The sequence below is a fragment of the Dolichospermum lemmermannii CS-548 genome (assembly GCF_028330815.1).
Classification (GTDB): domain Bacteria; phylum Cyanobacteriota; class Cyanobacteriia; order Cyanobacteriales; family Nostocaceae; genus Dolichospermum; species Dolichospermum lemmermannii.
Map to the genome: position 1 here is coordinate 1 of NZ_JAQMTJ010000213.1, position 19,775 is coordinate 19,775.

General features: G+C 37.8%; 20 protein-coding genes. 10 read left to right on the forward strand and 10 right to left on the reverse strand.

Annotated elements, in window-relative coordinates:
• Positions 1-86: 86 nt before the first annotated feature.
• The 3 genes from PN450_RS13735 to PN450_RS13745 form a co-directional block, all read right to left on the reverse strand.
• The gene (locus tag PN450_RS13735) at positions 87-1,919 is read right to left on the reverse strand and encodes a peptidoglycan D,D-transpeptidase FtsI family protein (RefSeq protein ID WP_271836666.1); all 1,833 of its coding nucleotides are present in this window, start codon (positions 1,917-1,919) and stop codon (positions 87-89) included.
• Positions 1,920-1,996: 77 nt separating this feature from the next.
• Positions 1,997-2,668 carry a hypothetical protein gene (locus tag PN450_RS13740; protein ID WP_271836667.1) on the reverse strand — a complete coding sequence of 224 codons (672 nt, stop codon included), beginning with the start codon at positions 2,666-2,668 and terminating at the stop codon, positions 1,997-1,999.
• Between the two features lie 208 nt (positions 2,669-2,876).
• Entirely contained in the window at positions 2,877-3,170 is a 294-nt protein-coding gene (locus tag PN450_RS13745) for a hypothetical protein (protein WP_271836668.1), read from the reverse strand.
• 257 nt (positions 3,171-3,427) lie between these two features.
• Between PN450_RS13745 and PN450_RS13750 the strand changes: the two genes are divergently transcribed.
• The 3 genes from PN450_RS13750 to glgB all read left to right on the forward strand — a co-directional run bounded on the left by PN450_RS13750 (position 3,428) and on the right by glgB (position 6,977).
• On the forward strand, positions 3,428-4,105 hold the full coding sequence (locus PN450_RS13750) for a glutathione S-transferase family protein (protein ID WP_271836669.1): 678 nt from the start codon (positions 3,428-3,430) through the stop codon (positions 4,103-4,105).
• Between the two features lie 60 nt (positions 4,106-4,165).
• Positions 4,166-4,480: a hypothetical protein gene (locus PN450_RS13755; RefSeq protein ID WP_015080544.1), complete on the forward strand. Its 315-nt coding sequence runs from the start codon at positions 4,166-4,168 to the stop codon at positions 4,478-4,480.
• 205 nt (positions 4,481-4,685) lie between these two features.
• Positions 4,686-6,977 carry a 1,4-alpha-glucan branching enzyme gene (gene glgB / locus PN450_RS13760; protein WP_271836670.1) on the forward strand — a complete coding sequence of 764 codons (2,292 nt, stop codon included), beginning with the start codon at positions 4,686-4,688 and terminating at the stop codon, positions 6,975-6,977.
• Between the two features lie 195 nt (positions 6,978-7,172).
• On the opposite strand, the gene PN450_RS13765 is transcribed toward glgB, so the two are convergent.
• Positions 7,173-8,042 (reverse strand): alpha/beta fold hydrolase, encoded by an 870-nt coding sequence (locus tag PN450_RS13765; protein ID WP_271836671.1) that lies wholly within the window; start codon positions 8,040-8,042, stop codon positions 7,173-7,175.
• A gap of 657 nt (positions 8,043-8,699) precedes the next feature.
• On the opposite strand from PN450_RS13765, the gene PN450_RS13770 reads away from it, so the two are divergent.
• The gene (locus tag PN450_RS13770; RefSeq protein WP_271836672.1) at positions 8,700-8,945 is read left to right on the forward strand and encodes a UPF0175 family protein; all 246 of its coding nucleotides are present in this window, start codon (positions 8,700-8,702) and stop codon (positions 8,943-8,945) included.
• Positions 8,942-9,025, forward strand: a complete 84-nt coding sequence (locus PN450_RS24205) for a PIN domain-containing protein (protein WP_465249375.1) — start codon at positions 8,942-8,944, stop codon at positions 9,023-9,025. Before PN450_RS13770 ends, PN450_RS24205 begins: the two co-directional genes overlap by 4 nt.
• A gap of 97 nt (positions 9,026-9,122) precedes the next feature.
• Here PN450_RS24205 and PN450_RS13775 read toward each other — a convergent pair whose 3' ends face one another.
• The 3 genes from PN450_RS13775 to PN450_RS13785 are packed head-to-tail and all read right to left on the reverse strand — an operon-like array spanning position 9,123 to position 9,784.
• Positions 9,123-9,422 (reverse strand): hypothetical protein, encoded by a 300-nt coding sequence (locus PN450_RS13775; protein ID WP_039200204.1) that lies wholly within the window; start codon positions 9,420-9,422, stop codon positions 9,123-9,125.
• The gene (locus PN450_RS13780; protein WP_271836673.1) at positions 9,400-9,594 is read right to left on the reverse strand and encodes a hypothetical protein; all 195 of its coding nucleotides are present in this window, start codon (positions 9,592-9,594) and stop codon (positions 9,400-9,402) included. Before PN450_RS13780 ends, PN450_RS13775 begins: the two co-directional genes overlap by 23 nt.
• A gap of 16 nt (positions 9,595-9,610) precedes the next feature.
• On the reverse strand, positions 9,611-9,784 hold the full coding sequence (locus PN450_RS13785; RefSeq protein ID WP_152608816.1) for a copy number control protein: 174 nt from the start codon (positions 9,782-9,784) through the stop codon (positions 9,611-9,613).
• 608 nt (positions 9,785-10,392) lie between these two features.
• Here PN450_RS13785 and fba point away from each other — a divergent pair.
• Both fba and PN450_RS13795 read left to right on the forward strand, forming a co-directional pair.
• The gene (gene fba, locus PN450_RS13790; protein ID WP_148764048.1) at positions 10,393-11,466 is read left to right on the forward strand and encodes a class II fructose-bisphosphate aldolase; all 1,074 of its coding nucleotides are present in this window, start codon (positions 10,393-10,395) and stop codon (positions 11,464-11,466) included.
• A gap of 131 nt (positions 11,467-11,597) precedes the next feature.
• Positions 11,598-12,077 (forward strand): DUF29 domain-containing protein, encoded by a 480-nt coding sequence (locus PN450_RS13795; RefSeq protein ID WP_271836674.1) that lies wholly within the window; start codon positions 11,598-11,600, stop codon positions 12,075-12,077.
• A 358-nt stretch (positions 12,078-12,435) separates the two neighbouring features.
• Here the strand turns inward: PN450_RS13795 and PN450_RS13805 are convergent, their stop codons facing one another.
• The gene (locus PN450_RS13805; RefSeq protein WP_271836675.1) at positions 12,436-13,233 is read right to left on the reverse strand and encodes a hypothetical protein; all 798 of its coding nucleotides are present in this window, start codon (positions 13,231-13,233) and stop codon (positions 12,436-12,438) included.
• Between the two features lie 124 nt (positions 13,234-13,357).
• On the opposite strand from PN450_RS13805, the gene cobU reads away from it, so the two are divergent.
• Both cobU and PN450_RS13815 read left to right on the forward strand, forming a co-directional pair.
• The gene (gene cobU / locus PN450_RS13810) at positions 13,358-13,945 is read left to right on the forward strand and encodes a bifunctional adenosylcobinamide kinase/adenosylcobinamide-phosphate guanylyltransferase (protein WP_271836678.1); all 588 of its coding nucleotides are present in this window, start codon (positions 13,358-13,360) and stop codon (positions 13,943-13,945) included.
• Positions 13,946-14,258: 313 nt separating this feature from the next.
• A complete protein-coding gene (locus PN450_RS13815; RefSeq protein WP_015080556.1) occupies positions 14,259-14,636 on the forward strand; it encodes a hypothetical protein in 378 nt (125 codons plus the stop codon).
• Positions 14,637-14,644: 8 nt separating this feature from the next.
• On the opposite strand, the gene PN450_RS13820 is transcribed toward PN450_RS13815, so the two are convergent.
• On the reverse strand, positions 14,645-17,698 hold the full coding sequence (locus tag PN450_RS13820; protein ID WP_271836676.1) for an Eco57I restriction-modification methylase domain-containing protein: 3,054 nt from the start codon (positions 17,696-17,698) through the stop codon (positions 14,645-14,647).
• Positions 17,699-17,727: 29 nt separating this feature from the next.
• Positions 17,728-18,969: a glycosyltransferase family protein gene (locus tag PN450_RS13825; RefSeq protein WP_271836677.1), complete on the reverse strand. Its 1,242-nt coding sequence runs from the start codon at positions 18,967-18,969 to the stop codon at positions 17,728-17,730.
• Positions 18,970-19,227: 258 nt separating this feature from the next.
• Between PN450_RS13825 and PN450_RS13830 the strand changes: the two genes are divergently transcribed.
• A complete protein-coding gene (locus PN450_RS13830; protein WP_158310534.1) occupies positions 19,228-19,374 on the forward strand; it encodes a hypothetical protein in 147 nt (48 codons plus the stop codon).
• Positions 19,375-19,775: the final 401 nt, after the last annotated feature.

Here is a 19,775-nt window from a genome sequence, read left to right on the forward strand (position 1 = left end):
AATGACCACTAACCAATCACCAATCACCAATCACCAATCACCAATCACCAATCACCAATCACCAATCACCAATCACCAATGACGAATTACTTTTTATTTTCCTCCTTTTCCTGACTAGGAGGAATTTGTTCAATAGGAATTAGTGATTCCATCACAGTTTTCACAATTGGTGCAGCTACTGTAGAACCATAGGCATTTTCTCCCTTTGGTTCATCCACAACTGCAAACACTACATAACGAGGAGATTCCACGGGCAAAATAGCGACAAAACTGGTAATTCTTGCACCCTTAATATATCCACCATTAGGACTAGCTTTTTGGGCTGTTCCCGTTTTTCCACCAATGCGATATCCGGAAATTTTTGCAGCTTTACCAGTACCCACATTCACTACTGTTTCCATCATTTCCACAACCTTTTGAGTAGTTGTAGCTGAAAAAATTTGCCGTGGTTCTGGGAGAGTCAGTGAATAGTGCGTTACTCCTTGACTATCAATTAATCCTCGGACTACATGAGGTGTCACTAATTTGCCCCCATTAGCTAATGCACCATGTAGTTGTACCAGTTGTAATGGAGTTAGAGAAAAACCTTGTCCAAAAGATGTTGTGGCTGGTTCAATGGCTGAAGAGATAAATTGTTCTTGACTTTTTAGTTGACCCATAACTTCAAAGGGTAAATCCGTTTCAACTTTTTGTCCTAGTCCTAAACGTTCTAGCCAGTTGTAGTATATGGATGGTTTTAATCGTTGAATGATTCTCACCATGCCAATGTTACTAGAAGTTTGTAAAATCTCAGGAATAGTTAATCGGCGATAACCAGTTTTTTCGGCATTTTTGATCGTATGTATCCCGATTTTAATCGAACCAGGATCTTCAAAAGTATCGTCTGGTTTGATTGCACCATTTTCTAGAGCGATCGCCACATTTACAGGTTTAAAAGTTGATCCCGGTTCATAAAGATCAGCCACAGTCCAATTTCTAAACAGAGAAATATCAGATTTAGCATATTGATTTGGGTTATAGGTAGGTTGGGAAACCAAAGCAAGTATTGAACCATCAACCGCATCCATGACAACCACTGCGCCCCGTTTGGCACTAAATTTAGTCATTTGTTCTTTTAATGCCCCACGGGCTACCCGTTGCACACGGCTATCAATAGTTAATTGCAGTTTTAAATCATCAAAATGCAGAAATCCCTCAGTCGCATAATCCGGCATCAATGACCCATTACCAGACTTACTCATCCGAACTGTTTGTCCAGAACGTTCTAGTAACTTCTCCTGACTATATTCCACACCAGCCTGACCACGACGGTCAAGATTAACATAGCCCACCACATCTGCCACCAAATCATCTTGGGGATAAAATCGAGAGTATTTTTGAATAAACTCGAACCCATTCAAGCGGAGTGATATCAACTTATCAGTAATATCTTCAGAAACACCAGAAGCTAGTAAAATTCCACTGCGTTTACTTTGGAATATTTTAACTAAATCAGCCTTTTCTCTGCCAATAACTGGACCAATTTTCTCAGCAATTTCCTCCTGGGATAGATCAAATAACTTGGGATGGCTATAGACATTATAAACAGGACGGTCAATAGCCAATATATTATTACCCCGATCTACTACCGGACGACGGGGCATATAAGGGCGTAAATTGACCATTTGCTGGTTTCGTGCCTTTTGAGTCAGCTTTTTTCCCTGAACAATTTGTAACTGATATAAGTTAAATGCCAACCCTAGCATGGCAATCATTAACACACCCCACACAGCCAACAATCGTAATTTAATATTGGGTGGGTTTTCCGGTATTTTCGGATCAATATTTCCTATCTGAGATTGTTTAGAGAACTTTCGTTGTCGTCTGAATTCTAAATTACGTAAATTTCTCAATTTTGTTTTAATTGATGACTTCACCATTAGAGCAACATATAAGTTAGGGAATAGGAAATAGAAAGAATTTGACCAATTACCAATTACCAATTACCAATTACCAATTAATATCCTAATGGAGAAGGAGGTTCAGGTTGTAATTCTGGTTGAGAAGTTGAAAATGACGATTTGGGATAATTATTAGATGTTGGTGGTAAGAAAATTGTCCCTTCAGAAGTTGGTGATACCATTTCCGTCCCAGGCTGTTCGGCTTCCTGTGCCATTTTGCTAGTCAGTGTCGCATTGGCAGTATTTAACTGTCGCTCATGACGTTGTAAGCTTTGTAGTTTACGGTACGAGTCACTCCAAAGCTCTTGAGAATATACTGTACAACCATAAACTATTAATGTCGCTACCACTAATAAAAATGTGAAAACGGATGAATAGCGATTAACTGTATACATACGTAGCAACCATGTTGGCATAGTCGCAGCATTACTCATTTTATTTAGAGTAGCAGTTGATTGTTTATCGGTCCCGGTAGGTTGTTTTTTACTCGTTTCTAAGCTGGAAATGCGGGTTGCTGTCTTATTTCTGCGAGAACCTAAAAAGTTTAAATTTATCCAAGCATTCCGGGAAATAGGTGATTTAACTGCTATCGGTTCACTCAGAAGTCGGGAGAAACTCTGTGTCTTTTTATTCGGACTTCGAGAACGTCGTCTATTCAATGACAAAGGAAACTTGCCCCATAACCAGGCATTTTTTGGGGAAACTGCTGATTTACGTTCAAAAACCATAATTTTTCTGATGGTAAATACTTTATTTTTGACTTGATTGAATTTTACCTAAAGTTGCATTAATCAGATCAAGAATTTGAAGCTATTCTAACTCTTAATCATGATCTATCCGTGTTACATATAATCTACAAGAATGTTACAAAAAAGAATGAGTTGAAATATGTAATCAGAAAGTCCTTAAAAAAAATCAATAAATAAGGTATCTTATTCAACAGGCTGCATATTTTATTGCCACAATTGGTGAAAGAGGAGTTATGAAGACAAGAATTTTTGGTTTGGCTCTAATGTTAAGTCTGGCTACCATGCTTGGAGCTTGTGAAGGTGGTAGTGAACCAGCAGGTACTACCAGTTCTCCAGCAGCAACAACAGGTGGCGAACCAGCAGATACTGCTACCCCTGCGGAGACAACCTCTCCTGCGGCGACAACCTCTCCTGCGGCGACAACCTCTCCTGCGGCGACAACCTCTCCTGCGGCGACAACCTCTCCTGCGGCTACTCCCAAAAAACCTTAGTATAGGGTAATACATCGCCCTTCGTGATTAGTTGGCATCTTTAAAAATTATTTTTCACAAAACTCTACTGAGAAAGTTAGGATAATTTGTGGATAAAGACTAAAGATTCAACTGCCTAATGGTATCAAGTTGGGTAAAAAACAGGAACATTCATCAGGTTTTGCTTCTGGGCTAGATTCAGTTCTCGCCCAGTTTGATTTTTTTTATGTTCGTGTTCGTTTTGTCAGTAACCAAGTAAGATCAATGTATGTTGTTACTGCAATTTAGTACATCTCATTATTGTCGCAAAGCCCGATTGGCATTGGGTTATAAGAGAATTAGTTATCAAGTTGAAAATTTAACTCCAGGGCTGCATATTTTAAAGGTCAAGCCCTTAACTGGGTTAACGACACTACCGGTACTGTTACCCCAAATTGTCGGACAACCCCAAACTATTGCTGACTCTACAGAAATTTTCAAATTTTTAGAAGGCTATCAACCTGAACCTGCTCTATTTTTACCCAATTCAGAACAGCAAACTCAAGCTGCGATGTTGGAAGATTGGTTAGATGAAAGTATAGGAACAGCTACTAGGTTTGTATATTATCAATTTCGCGCTAGTGAAGGTAAGTCAATTGACCCCTCGCTATTTAGCCAAATGGTGATTAAAATAGTTAGACAACAATATGGTATTAATGATACTACCGTTGAATTAGCGCGAAAAAGACTCGCCAATGCTTTGTTAGTATTATCTGCATATTGGCAAAAAAGTGATTATTTAGTGGGTAGCCGCTTGAGTATAGCTGATATTGCGGCGGCGGCTTTATTGAGTCCTTTAGCATTGATTCCCGATTATCGTCAGGAGTATCCACAGGTTTTTGAACGAATTATCAATATCCACCAGCTATGTGCTGAACCATTACCACCTGGACTTGAGAAATTATAGCAGGAGTCAGGAGTCAGGAGTCAGGAGTCAGGAGTTAGGAGTTAGGAGTTAGGAGTTAGGATGAAACGGATACTGCTGCTTATTTTGGGCGTTACTACTAGCATTTTGATGGTATTAGTGGGTCATAGTGGTAAAGCAGTGATGGCATTACCACCACAAGAAGATATACCAGAAGAGATATTGCGGACAGAGATTATTCTAACAGTGCGATCGCCCATTGATGGCAGAATCCTCACGCCCGCAGAATATGCCGAATTGCAAGCACAAATCCAAATAAGTCCACCACCACGTTTAGCCTCCGGTATCCGCGATAAAGTATTTTTGCTGCAACTACGCAAAACATTATTACAACTTTTCCCATTTTTAAGTATTTAATCAGGGAACAGGGAACAGGGAACAGGGAACAGGGGGAGAAAGAATTTTCCCAATGACCAATGACCAATGACCAATAACCAATGACCAATGACAACTGACAACTAACAACTGACAACTGACAACTGACAGTGGCGACAAAGATGCAAGAATATGAATAGTTAAAAACTAGATTTAGTTAATCACCATATATCACATAGGTAGCTTCATGTCCACAACCACAGTCGCCCCTGAACAGGTTAATCGCATTGTTGGCAATCAACATCACGATCCCTTTGAAATTCTGGGTTCTCATCTCATCGAGCAAAATGGTAAAACTGTCTGGGCTGTGCGAGCCTATCTCCCAAATGCCAGCGCTGCGTGGGTAGTAGTTCCAGAGGAACGGAAAGAATACCCAATGGATACAGTGCATAATCCACACTTTTTTGAATGCACCATTGAAACCCCAGAACTAAAAAATTATCAGTTACGCATTAAAGAAGGGGAACATGAGCGGGTAGTTAATGATCCCTACGCTTTCCGTTCTGCCAAATTAACAGAATTCGATCTACATTTATTTAGTGAAGGCAACCATCACCGCATTTACGAAAAATTGGGAGCGCACACCACAGAAGTAGATGGTGTCAAAGGCGTTTATTTTGCCGTTTGGGCTCCCAATGCCCGCAACGTTTCCTTATTGGGAGATTTTAACCTGTGGGATGGACGCAAACACCAGATGCGGAAAGGACACACAGGCATTTGGGAATTATTTATTCCCGAAATAGGTGTAGGAGAACATTACAAATACGAAATCAAAAATTTTGAAGGGCATATTTACGAAAAATCTGATCCTTACGGTTTCCAGCAAGAACCCCGGCCAAAAACCGCATCTATTGTTACTGACTTAACTTCCTACACCTGGAAAGACGAAGACTGGCTGGAAAAGCGGCGACACAGTGACCCCTTGAGTCAACCCATTTCCGTTTACGAAGTCCATTTAGGTTCTTGGTTACACGCTGCTAGTGCTGAACCTGCCAAATTACCCAATGGGGAAACTGAAGCTGTAGTTGTCGTTTCTGAACTAAAACCCGGCGCTCGGTTTCTGACTTATCGGGAACTAGCAGATAAACTCATTCCCTACGTTAAGAAATTAGGATATACCCATTTAGAACTGTTACCAATTGCCGAACATCCCTTTGATGGTTCTTGGGGTTATCAAGTAACCGGTTATTTTGCGCCTACTTCCCGTTTTGGTACACCTGAAGACTTCATGTACTTTGTGGACGAATGCCATAACAATGGTATTGGTGTCATTGTAGATTGGGTTCCTGGTCACTTCCCCAAAGATGGACATGGTTTAGCATTCTTTGATGGTAGTCACTTGTATGAACACTCTGATGCTCGCAAAGGTGAACATAAAGAATGGGGGACTTTAGTATTTAACTACAATCGCCATGAAGTCCGTAATTTCCTAGTGGCTAATGCCCTGTTCTGGTTTGATAAATACCACATTGACGGAATTCGGGTTGATGCGGTTGCTTCCATGCTTTACCTTGACTACTGCCGAAAACCAGGAGAATGGTTGACTAACGAATATGGTGGTCGAGAAAATTTAGAAGCGGCAGATTTTTTACGTCAAGTTAATAGTTTGTTATTTAGTTATTACCCTGGTGTGCTTTCCATTGCGGAGGAGTCTACATCTTGGCCAATGGTATCTTGGCCTACCTATACGGGCGGATTGGGCTTTAACTTAAAATGGAATATGGGCTGGATGCACGATATGCTGGATTACTTCAGCATGGACCCGTGGTTTCGTCAGTTCCATCAAAACAATATTACTTTTAGTATGTGGTATAACCACAGCGAGAACTTCATGTTAGCTCTCTCCCATGATGAAATTGTGCATGGTAAGAGTAATATGATCGGCAAAATGCCGGGTGATGAATGGCAGAAGTTAGCTAATATCCGTTGTTTATTTGCTTATATGTTCGCTCACCCCGGTAAGAAAACCATGTTTATGAGCATGGAATTTGGACAGTGGAGTGAGTGGAATGCTTGGGCTGATTTGGAATGGCATCTATTACAGTTTGAACCACACCGACAGTTAAAGGATTTTTTCCAGTCTCTTAATCATTTTTACCGTTCCGAACCTGCTTTATACACTCAAGATTTTGACCAAGCCGGCTTTGAGTGGATTGATTGTACTGATAACCGTCATAGTGTAGTTTCCTTTGTCCGTCGTGACAAGAATTCTGACGATTTTATGATTGTGGTTTGTAATTTTACACCTCAACCTCATTCTCATTATCGGATTGGTGTGCCAGAAAAGGGTTTTTATACTGAGTTGTTTAATAGTGATGCTCGTCAATATGGCGGTAGCAATATGGGCAATTTAGGTGGTAAGTGGACTGATGATTGGTCTTTGCATAATCGTCCTTATTCTTTAGATTTGTGTTTACCTCCTTTGGGTGTGTTGATGCTCAAGTTGGATAAACAAAAATCTGCACAGGTGATGGAATAATCCTGTAGGGTGGGCAATGCTCACCCTATGTTTTTCTTAGTGAGTTTGTCGTTACATACTTTGGTTTTTTTACGTCGTTCTACTTAGCAAGACGTTATTTGTCGCAATCTCTGTCAAAATTAGAACTGGATGATCATGAATTTGAGCTATGGGTTTGTTTTCAACAGATAATTTTCTTAATAAATGCTAGATGACCTAGAACACCAAACTACCAAGATTTAAAAACCTAGCAATTTCATTCAACAGTGATTGCGGTTCATCAACACGAATTAAATGTCCGCTGTTCTCAAATATTTTCAAGTAGGCATTAGGAATAGCTTGAGCAATTTCTTCAGAAAACTCTGGGGCGCATATCCAGTCATGCCCCCCTGCAATTACAAGAGTTGGTGAGGTAATCTTATGTAATTCGTTGAGGATATTATAGTCATTTAAGAAGCCACTAAAGGCAACATTAATGGCATCAACAGAGAGAATTGTTTCGTCTGAGTCTGGGGAATTTAATTTCCGGTCATTGTTTTGGGAGTACATTGAACCCATCACCCGAAAAAATTGGCGTAGCTGTTCTTCATTTTCAAAATTACCTGACCAAAGTTGAAGAGCAATTGCTTTTTGTTCTTCGTTTCCCCGTTCTGCCAGAATTTCCTGAGCGCGTTCTAGAAACCGGGAATTAGCTGCTGTGGCAATGACAATCAGGTGTGAAACATTTTGGGGATACTTCACAGCATAAGAAAGAGCAACCATACCTCCATAGGAAGAACCGATTAAAACGATTTTCTCCAGTCCTAGATATTGGCGTAAGGCTTCCATATCGTCAACATTATTATCTAGGGTATAGGTTTCTTTCGGTCCACGGGCTGACCTTCCCTGTCCCCGATGGTCAAAATAGACTAGCTGAAGGTGATGGACGAGGGGAGAAAAGCACGGTTTATAACTCGTGTGGTCAACTCCAGGTCCGCCGTGAATTATGAAAGCAACAGGTTTCTGACGTATTCCTTGTTCTTCAACTACCAAACTACAGCCGTCAACATCAAAATAGATTTCTGTATCCCGTATTTTAGCTCGCATTCTTGAGTGTCAACCCCAGTAACTCATGTTCAATTCTGCCGTAATGATAACACCAAATTAATAGGGCGCGGCTCTTTTGAGAAGACAATTTTCATCCTGATATAAAGCGTAAAGTTCATGAAAGGTAAGGATTGTAAGTTTTAGGCATTCCGAAAAGGGGGTCGCTCAAATTTAAAAATTGAGATCATATCTTTATTTTGCAAGTCTTGGACATTCGGCTTCAGCGTTTGAGAATCCATCGCCTGTTACTCCCCACCGTAATAAATCCACTACCGTAGATTTTCCCTTGACACCAAGGATTATACAAACAGTGAAAATACGGAAGCTACGCTTTTACATATTTCTTATTGTTTCTTGTCGTTACGGGTAAATTATGCTAGTAAAGCGCAAATCATTTAAAAAATTTAACATAGCATCATTAATGACAAATTAATATAAGTATTGAATCATAGATGCGATCGCTTAAAGTTAATTTATTGCAAAATGCAATATTACATAAAATGCAACTGCCTATACTATAGCGGTTATTGGTTGAGTGAAATACAAGAAACCCACCCCGCAAGCAACGATGGGGCTTATGAATGTATCTTGTGCGAGTGCATACCGCTATAATGATTGCAATGAATTATAATAATAATGGTTCAGAGGATGATAAATATGAGTGTAGTTATTCCTAATGAAATACTAACCACAACTCGCATGAATGAAGAGGAAATGAAACGAGAAATTGCGATTATGCTGTTTCAAAAGGAAAAGTTAACTCTTGCTCAAGCTAGTCGCTTTGCTGGTATGAATTCTATAGCATTTCAACATTTACTCGCAAGTTATCAAATCCCTATTCATTACGGAGTAGAGGATTTTGAACAAGATATCAAGAATTTGCGGGAGATGGGTAGACTGTGATTGTTATCAGCGATACTTCACCCATTAATAATCTTGCAGCTATTAACCAGCTTCACTTATTACAACAGCTTTATGGGTAATTATTGAATCATAGATGCGATCGCCAGTAGGGGCAAACCCCCTGTGGTTGCTCCTAATACTGCGGATCAATCAATAGGTGATCCCCATAACTAGAATCTAACTAGCTTTTTGATAATAAGCGTTGAAAAATAAGACTTTGGCGTTATTGGAAGTTGTGTAGGCATCATCTGGATTACCCCAACCAAGTTCTAAACTAATAGGGTATAAATAGCCGTCTTTGGCATAGGGTGTATCAGAAATATCGTCAGTTTCTACCCATTCACAGCGTTCTGCTAGTGCCAAGATTTCATTTGAGGTAATAAGTTTACCTTCATTACTCGTTGCCTGTACAAGTCTCAATCCATCAGTCTGGTTTAGCCATTGTTGTACAGTTTCAATGCTGGTTGCTACTGTCATCGCTGTAATACTCCTTTCGACATTTTTCTAGTAACCCCTTCTCAGTTTCCCCCAAGTGAGTTTCCCAACCTTGCTGGTAAATATGCTCAATGTCTTGCTCACTAGGACATTTACCCCGTCTTAACGCCTTTCTCGCTCTGAGAAAAGCTTCTGTATATCCTGGTCTAGTCATTTAAGGTTGGCGATCGCTAAATTTTCCCTGCTCTTTTTAATTCAGTTTCAACTAACTCAGTTATACGCTTACTCATATCCGTATTTTGTTCGGTGCAATATGCCTTAAACAGCCTACGGTAATCTTCTGGTAAGCTAACGCGGACTTGTACCATATCTGTTTTATTGACTTTCTCCTTGTTTTTATCCATAAGGGACTTCCAAGAAATAAATTATCCTGATTAACGAACCACAGAGGCGCAGAGGACACAGAGGAATAAGGGTTTGAGAGATTTTTGCATTAGGTTGTTGAGTATTTTTTTATTTGGAAGTCTCTAAGTATTTTCCTATATAGCCACTATAGCCACTAATTTCCAAAATAGCATTAGTGGCTACATAGCATTTTATTACCATTTAGCCAATAAAATATAAGAATTGTCTATATATCCACTATGGGTAAAACTGGATATAGTGGCTTTATTGAATATAAAGCCAATTAACGATTTATTACTGATTAATTAAGACTAGGAGTTACGCATTGACAAGAAACTTTAAATGACTGGTTTGTTGTATACGTTTGAACTGCAAATTGCGATCGCCCGGTAAATGCACAGTCTAGCACTTAGTTTCTAGCTTTACAAAAACATTACATAGCCTAAGAATATCAGCCTATAAATTTTCTCAACAAAAGCACCCACTACTAGATATAATTTTCTGTAAGTTGAAAAAAACATTAAGATTAGCGTAAAAATTACATTAAAATAAAGATTACGCTTTTATTAAACTGACTAGCTAAATACCCAAATTAGGAGGAATATATATGGCTCTCGTACCAATGCGGTTGCTTTTGGATCACGCTGCTGAACACGGTTATGGTATCCCCGCTTTTAACGTCAACAACTTAGAGCAGATTCAAGCAATCATGAAGGCTGCGGTGGAAACAGATAGCCCCGTAATCTTACAAGCTTCTCGCGGCGCTCGTAACTATGCCGGAGAAAACTTCCTCCGTCACCTGATTTTGGCTGCGGTAGAAACCTATCCTGAGATTCCCATTGTCATGCACCAAGATCATGGTAATGCTCCTTCTACCTGCTATTCAGCTATCAAGAACAACTTCACCAGCGTGATGATGGATGGTTCTTTGGAAGCTGACGCTAAAACCCCTGCCAGCTTTGAATATAACGTGAGAGTTACCAGCGAAGTTGTCAACGTTGCTCACTCTTTGGGTGTCAGTGTTGAGGGTGAATTGGGTTGTTTGGGTTCTCTAGAAACCGGTGCCGGTGAAGCTGAAGATGGTCACGGTTTTGAAGGTACTCTTGACCATTCTCAACTATTAACTGACCCTGATGAAGCTGTTGACTTCGTAGAAGCAACTCAAGTTGATGCTTTAGCTGTGGCTATCGGCACAAGTCACGGTGCTTACAAATTTACCCGTAAGCCTACAGGTGAAATTTTGGCTATTAGCCGCATTGAAGAAATTCACCGCCGTTTACCTAACACCCACTTGGTTATGCACGGTTCTTCTTCTGTACCTGAAGATTTATTGGCACTCATTAACCAATATGGTGGCGCTATTCCTGAAACCTACGGTGTACCTGTGGAAGAAATCCAAAAAGGTATTAAGAGTGGTGTGCGTAAGGTAAATATTGACACCGATAACCGTTTGGCTATTACTGCGGCTGTGCGTGAAGCTTTGGCTTCCAATCCCAAGGAATTTGATCCTCGTCACTTCCTCAAGCCTTCTATTAAATATATGCAAAAGGTTTGTGCTGACCGTTATGTACAATTTGGTACTGCTGGTAACGCAAGCAAGATTAAGCAAGTTTCTTTAGAAGATTATGCTGCTAAGTATGCTAAAGGCGAATTAGCAATGAGAGCGGCTGCTAAAGTTTAATTTGGCAGTATGAGAATTAGGGCATAGCATTGCTATGTCCCTACAACAATAAACCAGGTAACGTTAATGTTTCCTGGTTTTATTAATTAATGTGATAGACTTAAGTAATGGCATAAATAAGGCTATCTGTTATGACTACCAATTTACAATCTACATCCTTGAGTAGTTATCTTTATGAGCAGGATTATTGTTCGTGGCTAGAAACGACAGCTAAGTTATTGCGTAATCATCAATTAGATCACGTTGATTTTGAGCATTTGATTGCAGAAATAGAGGACATGGGGAAAGAGAAAAGACGTGAACTTAAAAACCGACTCATAGTTTTACTCATGCACTTACTCAAGTACCAATATCAATCTGAAAAACGTTCTTCTAGTTGGGTGAGGACAATTTGGGAACAATTTTATCAAATTGAATCTTTATTGGAGGATAGTCCTAGTCTCAAACCTTATTATTTAGAAATATTTTCTGATTGTTATTTAAAAGCTGTTCGCGCTGCTAGTACGGAAACTAAATTACCTATTGATTCTTTTCCCACAGAGTCTTCTTTTCTCCCTGATGATCTGACTAATCCTGATTTTATCACCATGCAATTAAGTTCAGAAATTTAATCGCAAATCCAGTTTCTTTAATTGATTGCCTAAAGATACTAATAATAGTAAGATGTGAAATTTATTGATTGCAATGGGCAATAAATCTGTTGGGAAAAAAAGGCCAAAAAATAGGGGGAAGTTGAACTTTCCCCCTGTTTATCGTTGTGATGATCATTTGGCTTTTGATTTTCTTTGAGTTTCTGTCTGAGCATCTGTCTTTGTTTTTTTAGTTGCCATTTTCTTGCAGCACCACCTCGGCCTTTATCGTTTCTGCCCTTGTAGAGACGTTCCATGGAACGTCTCTACGATTTTTTTCGGAGATGTCTACTGTATTTTGGATTCAGTGAGAAAATATTTCAATCTGCAAGTAATTGTTTTAATTTTGTTGAATATGACTATGTAACATCACCAAGGTTTCCGCTAATTGACTCAAGCGATTTTCTAGGTCTTGTTTGCGTCCTAAGAGTTGCCTTAATCTTTGGTGACGAGCGATCGCTACACTGACACTAGGAACTTGTTCGACTGGACAGGGACGAGACCAGACCTGACCGGCTTTATCTACTCCACATAGTCGGTAGTCAGTATGTAGTGGTTTATGAGATTCTTTTTCACCATTAGCACAAATTTCTTCTACATAGTCCATGAGACGCTCTACTTCTGCATGGCGTAATGCTGCTGTTCCTACTGTTTCTGGCTCTTGGGCATTGGATTCCAACCAGCCATTAATAATTGGACCTTCTAAGTAAATATCTTGAATATTTTGGACTATTCTTTGTAATTCTATTTGCCAACTAGCAACTTTTTCTTGGATTTCTTGGAGCATATTCATCGCCAGGGCTGGGTTAGCGCCGTGACGATGATTGCTGAATGATGGAGTTTTAAATTTAGGCAGAGTTGGCGTTTTTTCTCCATTGTCTTGGGCTGGAAAAGCTGGGACAGAATCATGGTGAGGAAATAAATTTGCCTCTGGAATTTTATGATTAACTGGATCTGCTTCTAAGTTATTATTGGTTTGGGCGGTAGTTGGGGAATTTTCTCTAGATTCCTGGGGACGGATACTAATGCGAAAGGAAAAGGAACGTTTGGTTTCATCACCTATTTCTGTGGTGACTTCATCATTGCGAGTTCCTAAATCATGTAATGTTGCCTCGATCCGTTTTAACCCTGGTTTCATAAGAATATCCTCAAATTTATGGTCTTGATCAAGAAAGAATTCAGGAGTACAAAAAGGTGGCGATTGTGGGGATACTTGATTTAACTCGTGTATTCTTTCTGTTTAAATATTATATGATCAAATGATGAGTAAAGTGATTTTGGTGACTGGTGCAGCCCGTTCTGGTAAAAGTGAATGGGCGGAAGATTTGGCGATAAATTCCGGCAAAACTGTAGTGTACATCGCCACGGCTACACAAAATCCAGATGATCAGGAATGGCTTGCACGGATTCAAAAACATCAACAACGTCGTCCTCAAGATTGGATAACTCTGTCTGTACCTGGGGAACTGACTGCTGCGTTGGCTCAATCTCAGCCTAATACTTGCCTGTTGGTTGATTCTTTGGGAACTTGGGTGGCTAATTTTCTCGAAGATGAAGATTTAGTTTGGGAAAATACTGTGAGGGAGTTCCTGGAAATTCTGCCGTTAGTTGCGGCTGAGGTGATATTTGTGGCGGAAGAAACTGGTTGGGGTGTAGTTCCAGCTTATCCTATGGGGCGCAAATTCCGCGATCGCTTGGGTGCATTAGTTCGACAGTTAGGGACTATTTGTGAACCTGTTTATTTGGTTACGGGTGGTCATGTTCTGAATTTGAGTTTATTAGGTGTACCGTTACCAGCAAAGAATAGGACATTAAATCTTCAGACATCTATTGACATTTCTTCACAATAGGTTCATTATATTAAATATATACGAGAGTTTTGTAGTTAATTTAAAGTCAATAAATATTTTGAGTAACTGTAATAGTTCCGAATAGACTTGAATGGCTACAAAGAAAATAAACCTTTCTTTTTGAAAACTTGGTAGTTCTAGAGAAAATTTGCGTATTGAACTCGTTGACAGACAATCAAGAGCCTGAGAACATAATTCTAAGGCAATGTGGGATACCACCTTCACTAACTCAGTTGGTGATGTTGTACTAGATATTCACGACATCTCATATGTCGGGGAATGTCCCGGTTAAAAGTATCAGTTAACCCATGCCATGTTTGACATATTGCCTTTTCGCGTTGAATTAGATACAGTTGCCATCGCTGGAGCTTGTTTATGGGCTTTAGCATTATATTTGAGTTTTTCCCAAGTTAGAGAATGGGTAACGACACAACTCAATCGCTGGTTCAATTTTGCTGAACAGTCCCTTTATACCAGTCAGTCAGAATTTGAAAAGACACGCAAAGCCAGAGAAGCGCAAAATTCCTTCTATGCTTCACTGTTTAGCATTTTCCCGTTTTTAATATTTGGTGGTTTATCTAACTGGATTTTAGATATCAGTTTAGGTAATAGTTGGGGAATTAGCATTGGGATACTTGCTTGTATGGGTGCTGGTGTTTATGAACTAGGACGCAGACAAGGGGAAGAGTAAATTTAAGTTTATGTACTTTGAATACTTTCAATCATAGTTATTTCTGCATCAGTTAATTCATAGAGTTCATAAACTAATTGATTGATTTGTCTATCAGTGGCTTGAATTTGTTGCTGAATCATTCTCTTGGCTGGGGGTGTGTTTGCTTGATTGAGTTGTTGATGAAGATCAAGTATTTGTTGTACTAAATTAACAATTAAATCATGTTTTTGCTTTTCTGAAATTTGAGAATTATCAATAATTTTAATAGGAAGATTGCGAATAAACCGAGATTCAAAACTATAGTAACCACCTCTCATTGATGTAGATGATTTTTTGAGATAAAATTCTAGGACTTGACTATTTAACAATCCTAAAATGTATTCCCATGAATAAATAGATTTAACTAAAATTCCATATCCTCCAGCGACACCACCCGTAAAAAATATCTCCCCTGTTTTATCCCATGTAAATGATGAACCAGTCGCAATATCAGGAGTAAATATTTTTGGTAAAGCCATGACATTTAAAGCTTGAAATCTACTATATCCATACCAATTTTCTCCTAACATTTTACTATTTTCTCTACTTTCTAAATAATCTTTATTATCTAGTAAATAATTCCGGGTTAAAGGATATTCTTTTTCAAAGGTATTCATAGAAATTAATTCCATTGAACCATTATTTTTAAGCATATAGGGAAAAATAATCAACTTATTAGTTTTAGACAAATAATATCTTTTACTATCACCACCTTTAATCAAAGGATGTAGTAAATTAGATTCTAACCAGTATGCTATTTGTTTTTCTTTTGAAAAAACCTGGATTAAATTATCTTCCCGTGATAATTCTTCGACGATATATATTTTATCAGCACTGGTTTTAATTCCTTGAAAAATCCTTTCTGTTACATCTTCTAGTCTAGATTTAACTTGTTGTAATTTTGCAAATAAATTAGCATCTTCTCCCAAAATAAAATTCCATGCTAACCCAGAAACTAACGAATGATTAATAATTCCTGTTTGACTATTATGATTATTTTTCCAATCTATTAAATCAGTAACTTTTTCCATTTCTAAATCAGATTGTTGTGATTTTCTCAAGAAAAGCAAACAAGTATAAGTTGAAACTTTTGGAAACACTTGTTGATCTCCAAAATGCACTATTTTATGAAGATATTTACCTTCAGCAATTAATTTTCTGATAGATTCCCCATATTGAGCATTAAAAAACTTATGGGGTAAAATAAAACCTAAATAGCCATCTTTTCTTAATAGCTCTAATCCCTTTTCCACAAAGACAACATAAATATCATAGTTTCCCTTACTAGCAGAAACATACTGTTGTTTATAAAATTCAACTTCTAAAGCAGCCCATTCTTTTAAAGCTTGGATTCTAATATAGGGAGGATTACCAATAACTACATCAAAACCACCTCGTTTCATAATAACAGAAAAAGCCGATTTCCAGTCAAAAATATTAACTCTATAAGCCGTATTTTCGTCTAAAAAATTTAATTGAGTATGTTGATAAAATTCTGCGTCTATCAAGGTATTACCACACTGAATATTATAATCTAAATCAGGTAAAGCCCTTTCCTTAAATAGCTGTAATTGTCTGCTAATTGTTTCTCCTGATTCTCCTTCTAATACCTTTAATAATAAAGATAGTTTAGTTGTTTCTACCGCTTGTTGATCAATATCAACACCATAAATATGAGTTAATAAAATTTGCTTTCTCTCACTTGCGGTTAAACGCCATTGATGATCTGAAATTTGATAGAATTTATTTTTGTATTTCTTGGGATTTTGCAGATATTGTTCTAAATACCAATCTAGGAGAAATTGATAGGCCACAATTAAAAAAGAACCCGAACCACAAGCAGGATCAAGAATTGTTATATCTTGGATTTTATCTGGTTTCTTATTTTCTAAAACCTTACCAATAGTTTGTTTAATAATATAATCAACAATATAACTAGGAGTATAATAAACACCTCCAGCTTTTCTTACTTCCGGTTTATCTTCAATAACTGCTTGACGACTTGCAGATATTTGAATGACTTTACCTAAAAATTGTTCATACACTTGTCCTAAAATTTCCACAGGAATCACAGAAAACTCATAAGGACTTTCTGGAGGATAGAGTTTTCTAATAATTAATGTTAAAATAGCATCATCTATAGTTAAATTCAAAGTAAAATCATCAGGATTTTCTCGTCTTTTTTCACCTTGAAAATGGAATAAACCCGAATTATAGCGATAATCTGCATTGATAAATAACCGCCCTAATTCTTGATAAAAATTTTCAAACTTTAATAAATTATATAACTGTTGATAAGGTTCAATTCCCCTATCTTCACAAATGCGTAAAAAGACAATTCTATTAATCGTCATTTGGACTGCAAAATTTAACTCTCTTTGTTGAATTTGGGGATTTCTCCAAACAATATTAGCAGCTAAATTTTCTCGCCAAATTTCAATTTCTTGGAGAAATTTTTGATCAACAGTAATCCCAGCTTTAACTTTAGTTTCCGCAAATCTTTCTAAAGAACCATTTAAGACAGCTTCCTTAGAAAAAAGATCATAAATCTCTTGCCATTTTTCCACATATTTTGTATAATGAAAATGTTTGATTCTCGCTATCAATGGAGAATCATTTTTATTTGGCATAATTCGACAATCATAAACTGCAAATTCTTCAAAGTCTGTTAAAATGCTTAAAGGTAATTTTGCAGACCAGCCATAACGTCTGACTTGAAAGGCTGCACTCATATTATTACCAACATTAACAGCGGGTTTTTTCGCTTCTACAAAAAACTTTCTGACTCCACCAACCCAAAAACTATAATCAGGTGCTTTGGCTTTGTTTGCGTCGCTAATTTTTAAAGAATCTTCATGAACAACGTCTTTATAAATATCAGAAATTTGTCGTTCATTATTAATATCCCACCCTAAAGCAGCAAAGAAAGGATTGATAAATTCAATTCTAGTTTGTGTTTCATTAATTCCCCCTGCACGATACAATTCTATCGAAGAGTGAAAATGTTCAACAAGTTTAATAATGGTATCAGGTGCTTTCATATTTGAAAAAATGTTAGTTTTATATAAATCTATAATAACTCTTCTTTTACCAAAATTGCCAACTTTTCCGCAGCCCCACCTTCACCCCTAACACTGCGTAACTTATCCCGAATAGCTGCTAATTTTTCGGGATTTTCTAACAAATCTAAAACCATTTTCCCCACAGTTTCGGGTTGCAATTTACCTACCAATTCTGGAACAATTTCTGCTTGCGCCCAAATATTCGGCCAAGCTAACAAACCCTTATTTTTTATCATCCACCAATTAATTAATTTAGCAAAACTAGAACCTACTCCCGGTAAATTTGCTAATATTCCTGGTAAACCATCCCAAGAACGCATAGCATCTAATTGTTGAGTTGGTAATAGGACAATCATCGGGACAGCTAATGCACCTAATTCTGCGGTATTTGCACCAACTGTAGTCAAACAAATAGAACATTGAGATAATAAATGATAAGCGGGATTTTCTGATTTTAATGCTACTATTAAACCTGTGGAAGTCACCAAATTATCACCTATTAAATCAGCACCTTGAAAGTTAAAAGCTTTAGCCAATGGGTTATTTTCAGGTTTAGCAAAATCAGCTAAAGTTGATAGATCTAAAGTTGGTGCAACAGGAATAAAAAACTTCGTCTGGGGTAATTTACTGTGAATATATTCAGCAATAGCTAAAGTTAAAGGTACACCTTGGGTTAATTTTGCTGCTTTTGAACCTGGTAAAATGCCAATAATGTTAATTTGGGATTTGGGATTTTCAATTTTAGATGTTATTTCATTCTCTGCTGCTTCTAACATTAAATCACCAACAACAGTGAATTTATCTATATATTTAGGAGAAACATTTTTCGCAACTTGAGCTTTCATAATTGCAAATTTATCTATAAAATTGTGCCAACGCGCTGACCATTCGGCGTAAACTACTGTTTTATATCCTAACTTCTTACCAATAAGAACGGGAAAAAGTTGATCACCACCTAAAAATACCACTGCACCTTGATTTCTCCAATCCCAATTTTCTGCGGTTTTTCCCCATAGTAAAAATTGCCAAAAATCTGCTGCTGCTTGAACTCTATCAACCTCTGGGTAGCCCAACGCTATAGCAGCTTCTTTTCCACTAGCATGGGGACAAGGTGATAATATTACAGAAATTCTTACTTGAGAAATATCATGTCCTAATTGTTCTCTCAATGCTTTGACAACAGGACGTACCCAAGTTGTAACTTCTCCTGGTCCATTGGAAAGAATGAGAATATCTACCGATGAAGTCATTTAATTATTACCTGATAAGTTATAAAATTCAATTATACCGATATAATGAATGAAGAGAATAAAACAGAATCTAGAAGTGAGCATCTCAATTAAATCTAGTAACCGGGTATCTAAAGTTTTGTATCATAGTTAATTAAATTAATAACAAAATCAAATAACAATGTACCATGGTGGTTAGTAGTGTAAATGTTTAATGCTTTCCTTGCTGTTTTCAAAGGGTATCAGGTAAGCTACGCCCTGATTTACCAATAGCAGAATGTGGAAGCTTTAACGGGTAAACTTAGTTGGGTGATACTGATGTCTAAGGAAAAAAAAGGTAATAAAGAAACTAAAAAGCCTAAGAAAGATGCCAAGGACAAAAAAGAGAAAAAAGACCCAAACAGATATGATGGTTTAGGCAAGTAAGAAATAGCAAGCAAATTCCTGAGAATTTCTTGTAGGTATAACAAGGGTTTTAGGCTCACAGATTAATGGAATTATCCGTGTAGATAGATGGATAATTCCATATTTTCGATCAATGATCATCATAAGTTACAGATGCTTTTTTACAGGGCTGTTTTTGAGTGATTTTAGTGTTATCGTACCAGTTTTAACAGATATCAAACCATTGATTTATCAAGGTTTTAGGTTTATATGGTTAACTCCACGCTAATGATTAAACCCTAAGAGGTTGTTTGAAAAGTATTAGATGAAACCAACAATCTCCGAAACCTAACCCCCCTTCCCCCCTTCCCTACAAGGGAATGGGGGTTTCAAAGCCTCTCCCCGCGTCGGGGAGAGGTTTGGAGAGGGGTTTATTGATACAT

Bases quoted from the DNA above. Each gene is read 5' to 3' on its own strand.
- PN450_RS13735 (WP_271836666.1), bottom strand. From the start codon at position 1,919: ATGGTGAAGTCATCAATTAAAACAAAATTGAGAAATTTACGTAATTTA.
- PN450_RS13740 (WP_271836667.1), bottom strand. From the start codon at position 2,668: ATGGTTTTTGAACGTAAATCAGCAGTTTCCCCAAAAAATGCCTGGTTA.
- PN450_RS13750 (WP_271836669.1), top strand. From the start codon at position 3,428: ATGTTGTTACTGCAATTTAGTACATCTCATTATTGTCGCAAAGCCCGA.
- PN450_RS13755 (WP_015080544.1), top strand. From the start codon at position 4,166: ATGAAACGGATACTGCTGCTTATTTTGGGCGTTACTACTAGCATTTTG.
- glgB (WP_271836670.1), top strand. From the start codon at position 4,686: ATGTCCACAACCACAGTCGCCCCTGAACAGGTTAATCGCATTGTTGGC.
- PN450_RS13765 (WP_271836671.1), bottom strand. From the start codon at position 8,042: ATGCGAGCTAAAATACGGGATACAGAAATCTATTTTGATGTTGACGGC.
- PN450_RS13770 (WP_271836672.1), top strand. From the start codon at position 8,700: ATGAGTGTAGTTATTCCTAATGAAATACTAACCACAACTCGCATGAAT.
- PN450_RS13775 (WP_039200204.1), bottom strand. From the start codon at position 9,422: ATGACAGTAGCAACCAGCATTGAAACTGTACAACAATGGCTAAACCAG.
- PN450_RS13780 (WP_271836673.1), bottom strand. From the start codon at position 9,594: ATGACTAGACCAGGATATACAGAAGCTTTTCTCAGAGCGAGAAAGGCG.
- PN450_RS13785 (WP_152608816.1), bottom strand. From the start codon at position 9,784: ATGGATAAAAACAAGGAGAAAGTCAATAAAACAGATATGGTACAAGTC.
- fba (WP_148764048.1), top strand. From the start codon at position 10,393: ATGGCTCTCGTACCAATGCGGTTGCTTTTGGATCACGCTGCTGAACAC.
- PN450_RS13795 (WP_271836674.1), top strand. From the start codon at position 11,598: ATGACTACCAATTTACAATCTACATCCTTGAGTAGTTATCTTTATGAG.
- PN450_RS13805 (WP_271836675.1), bottom strand. From the start codon at position 13,233: ATGAAACCAGGGTTAAAACGGATCGAGGCAACATTACATGATTTAGGA.
- cobU (WP_271836678.1), top strand. From the start codon at position 13,358: ATGAGTAAAGTGATTTTGGTGACTGGTGCAGCCCGTTCTGGTAAAAGT.
- PN450_RS13815 (WP_015080556.1), top strand. From the start codon at position 14,259: ATGTTTGACATATTGCCTTTTCGCGTTGAATTAGATACAGTTGCCATC.
- PN450_RS13820 (WP_271836676.1), bottom strand. From the start codon at position 17,698: ATGAAAGCACCTGATACCATTATTAAACTTGTTGAACATTTTCACTCT.
- PN450_RS13825 (WP_271836677.1), bottom strand. From the start codon at position 18,969: ATGACTTCATCGGTAGATATTCTCATTCTTTCCAATGGACCAGGAGAA.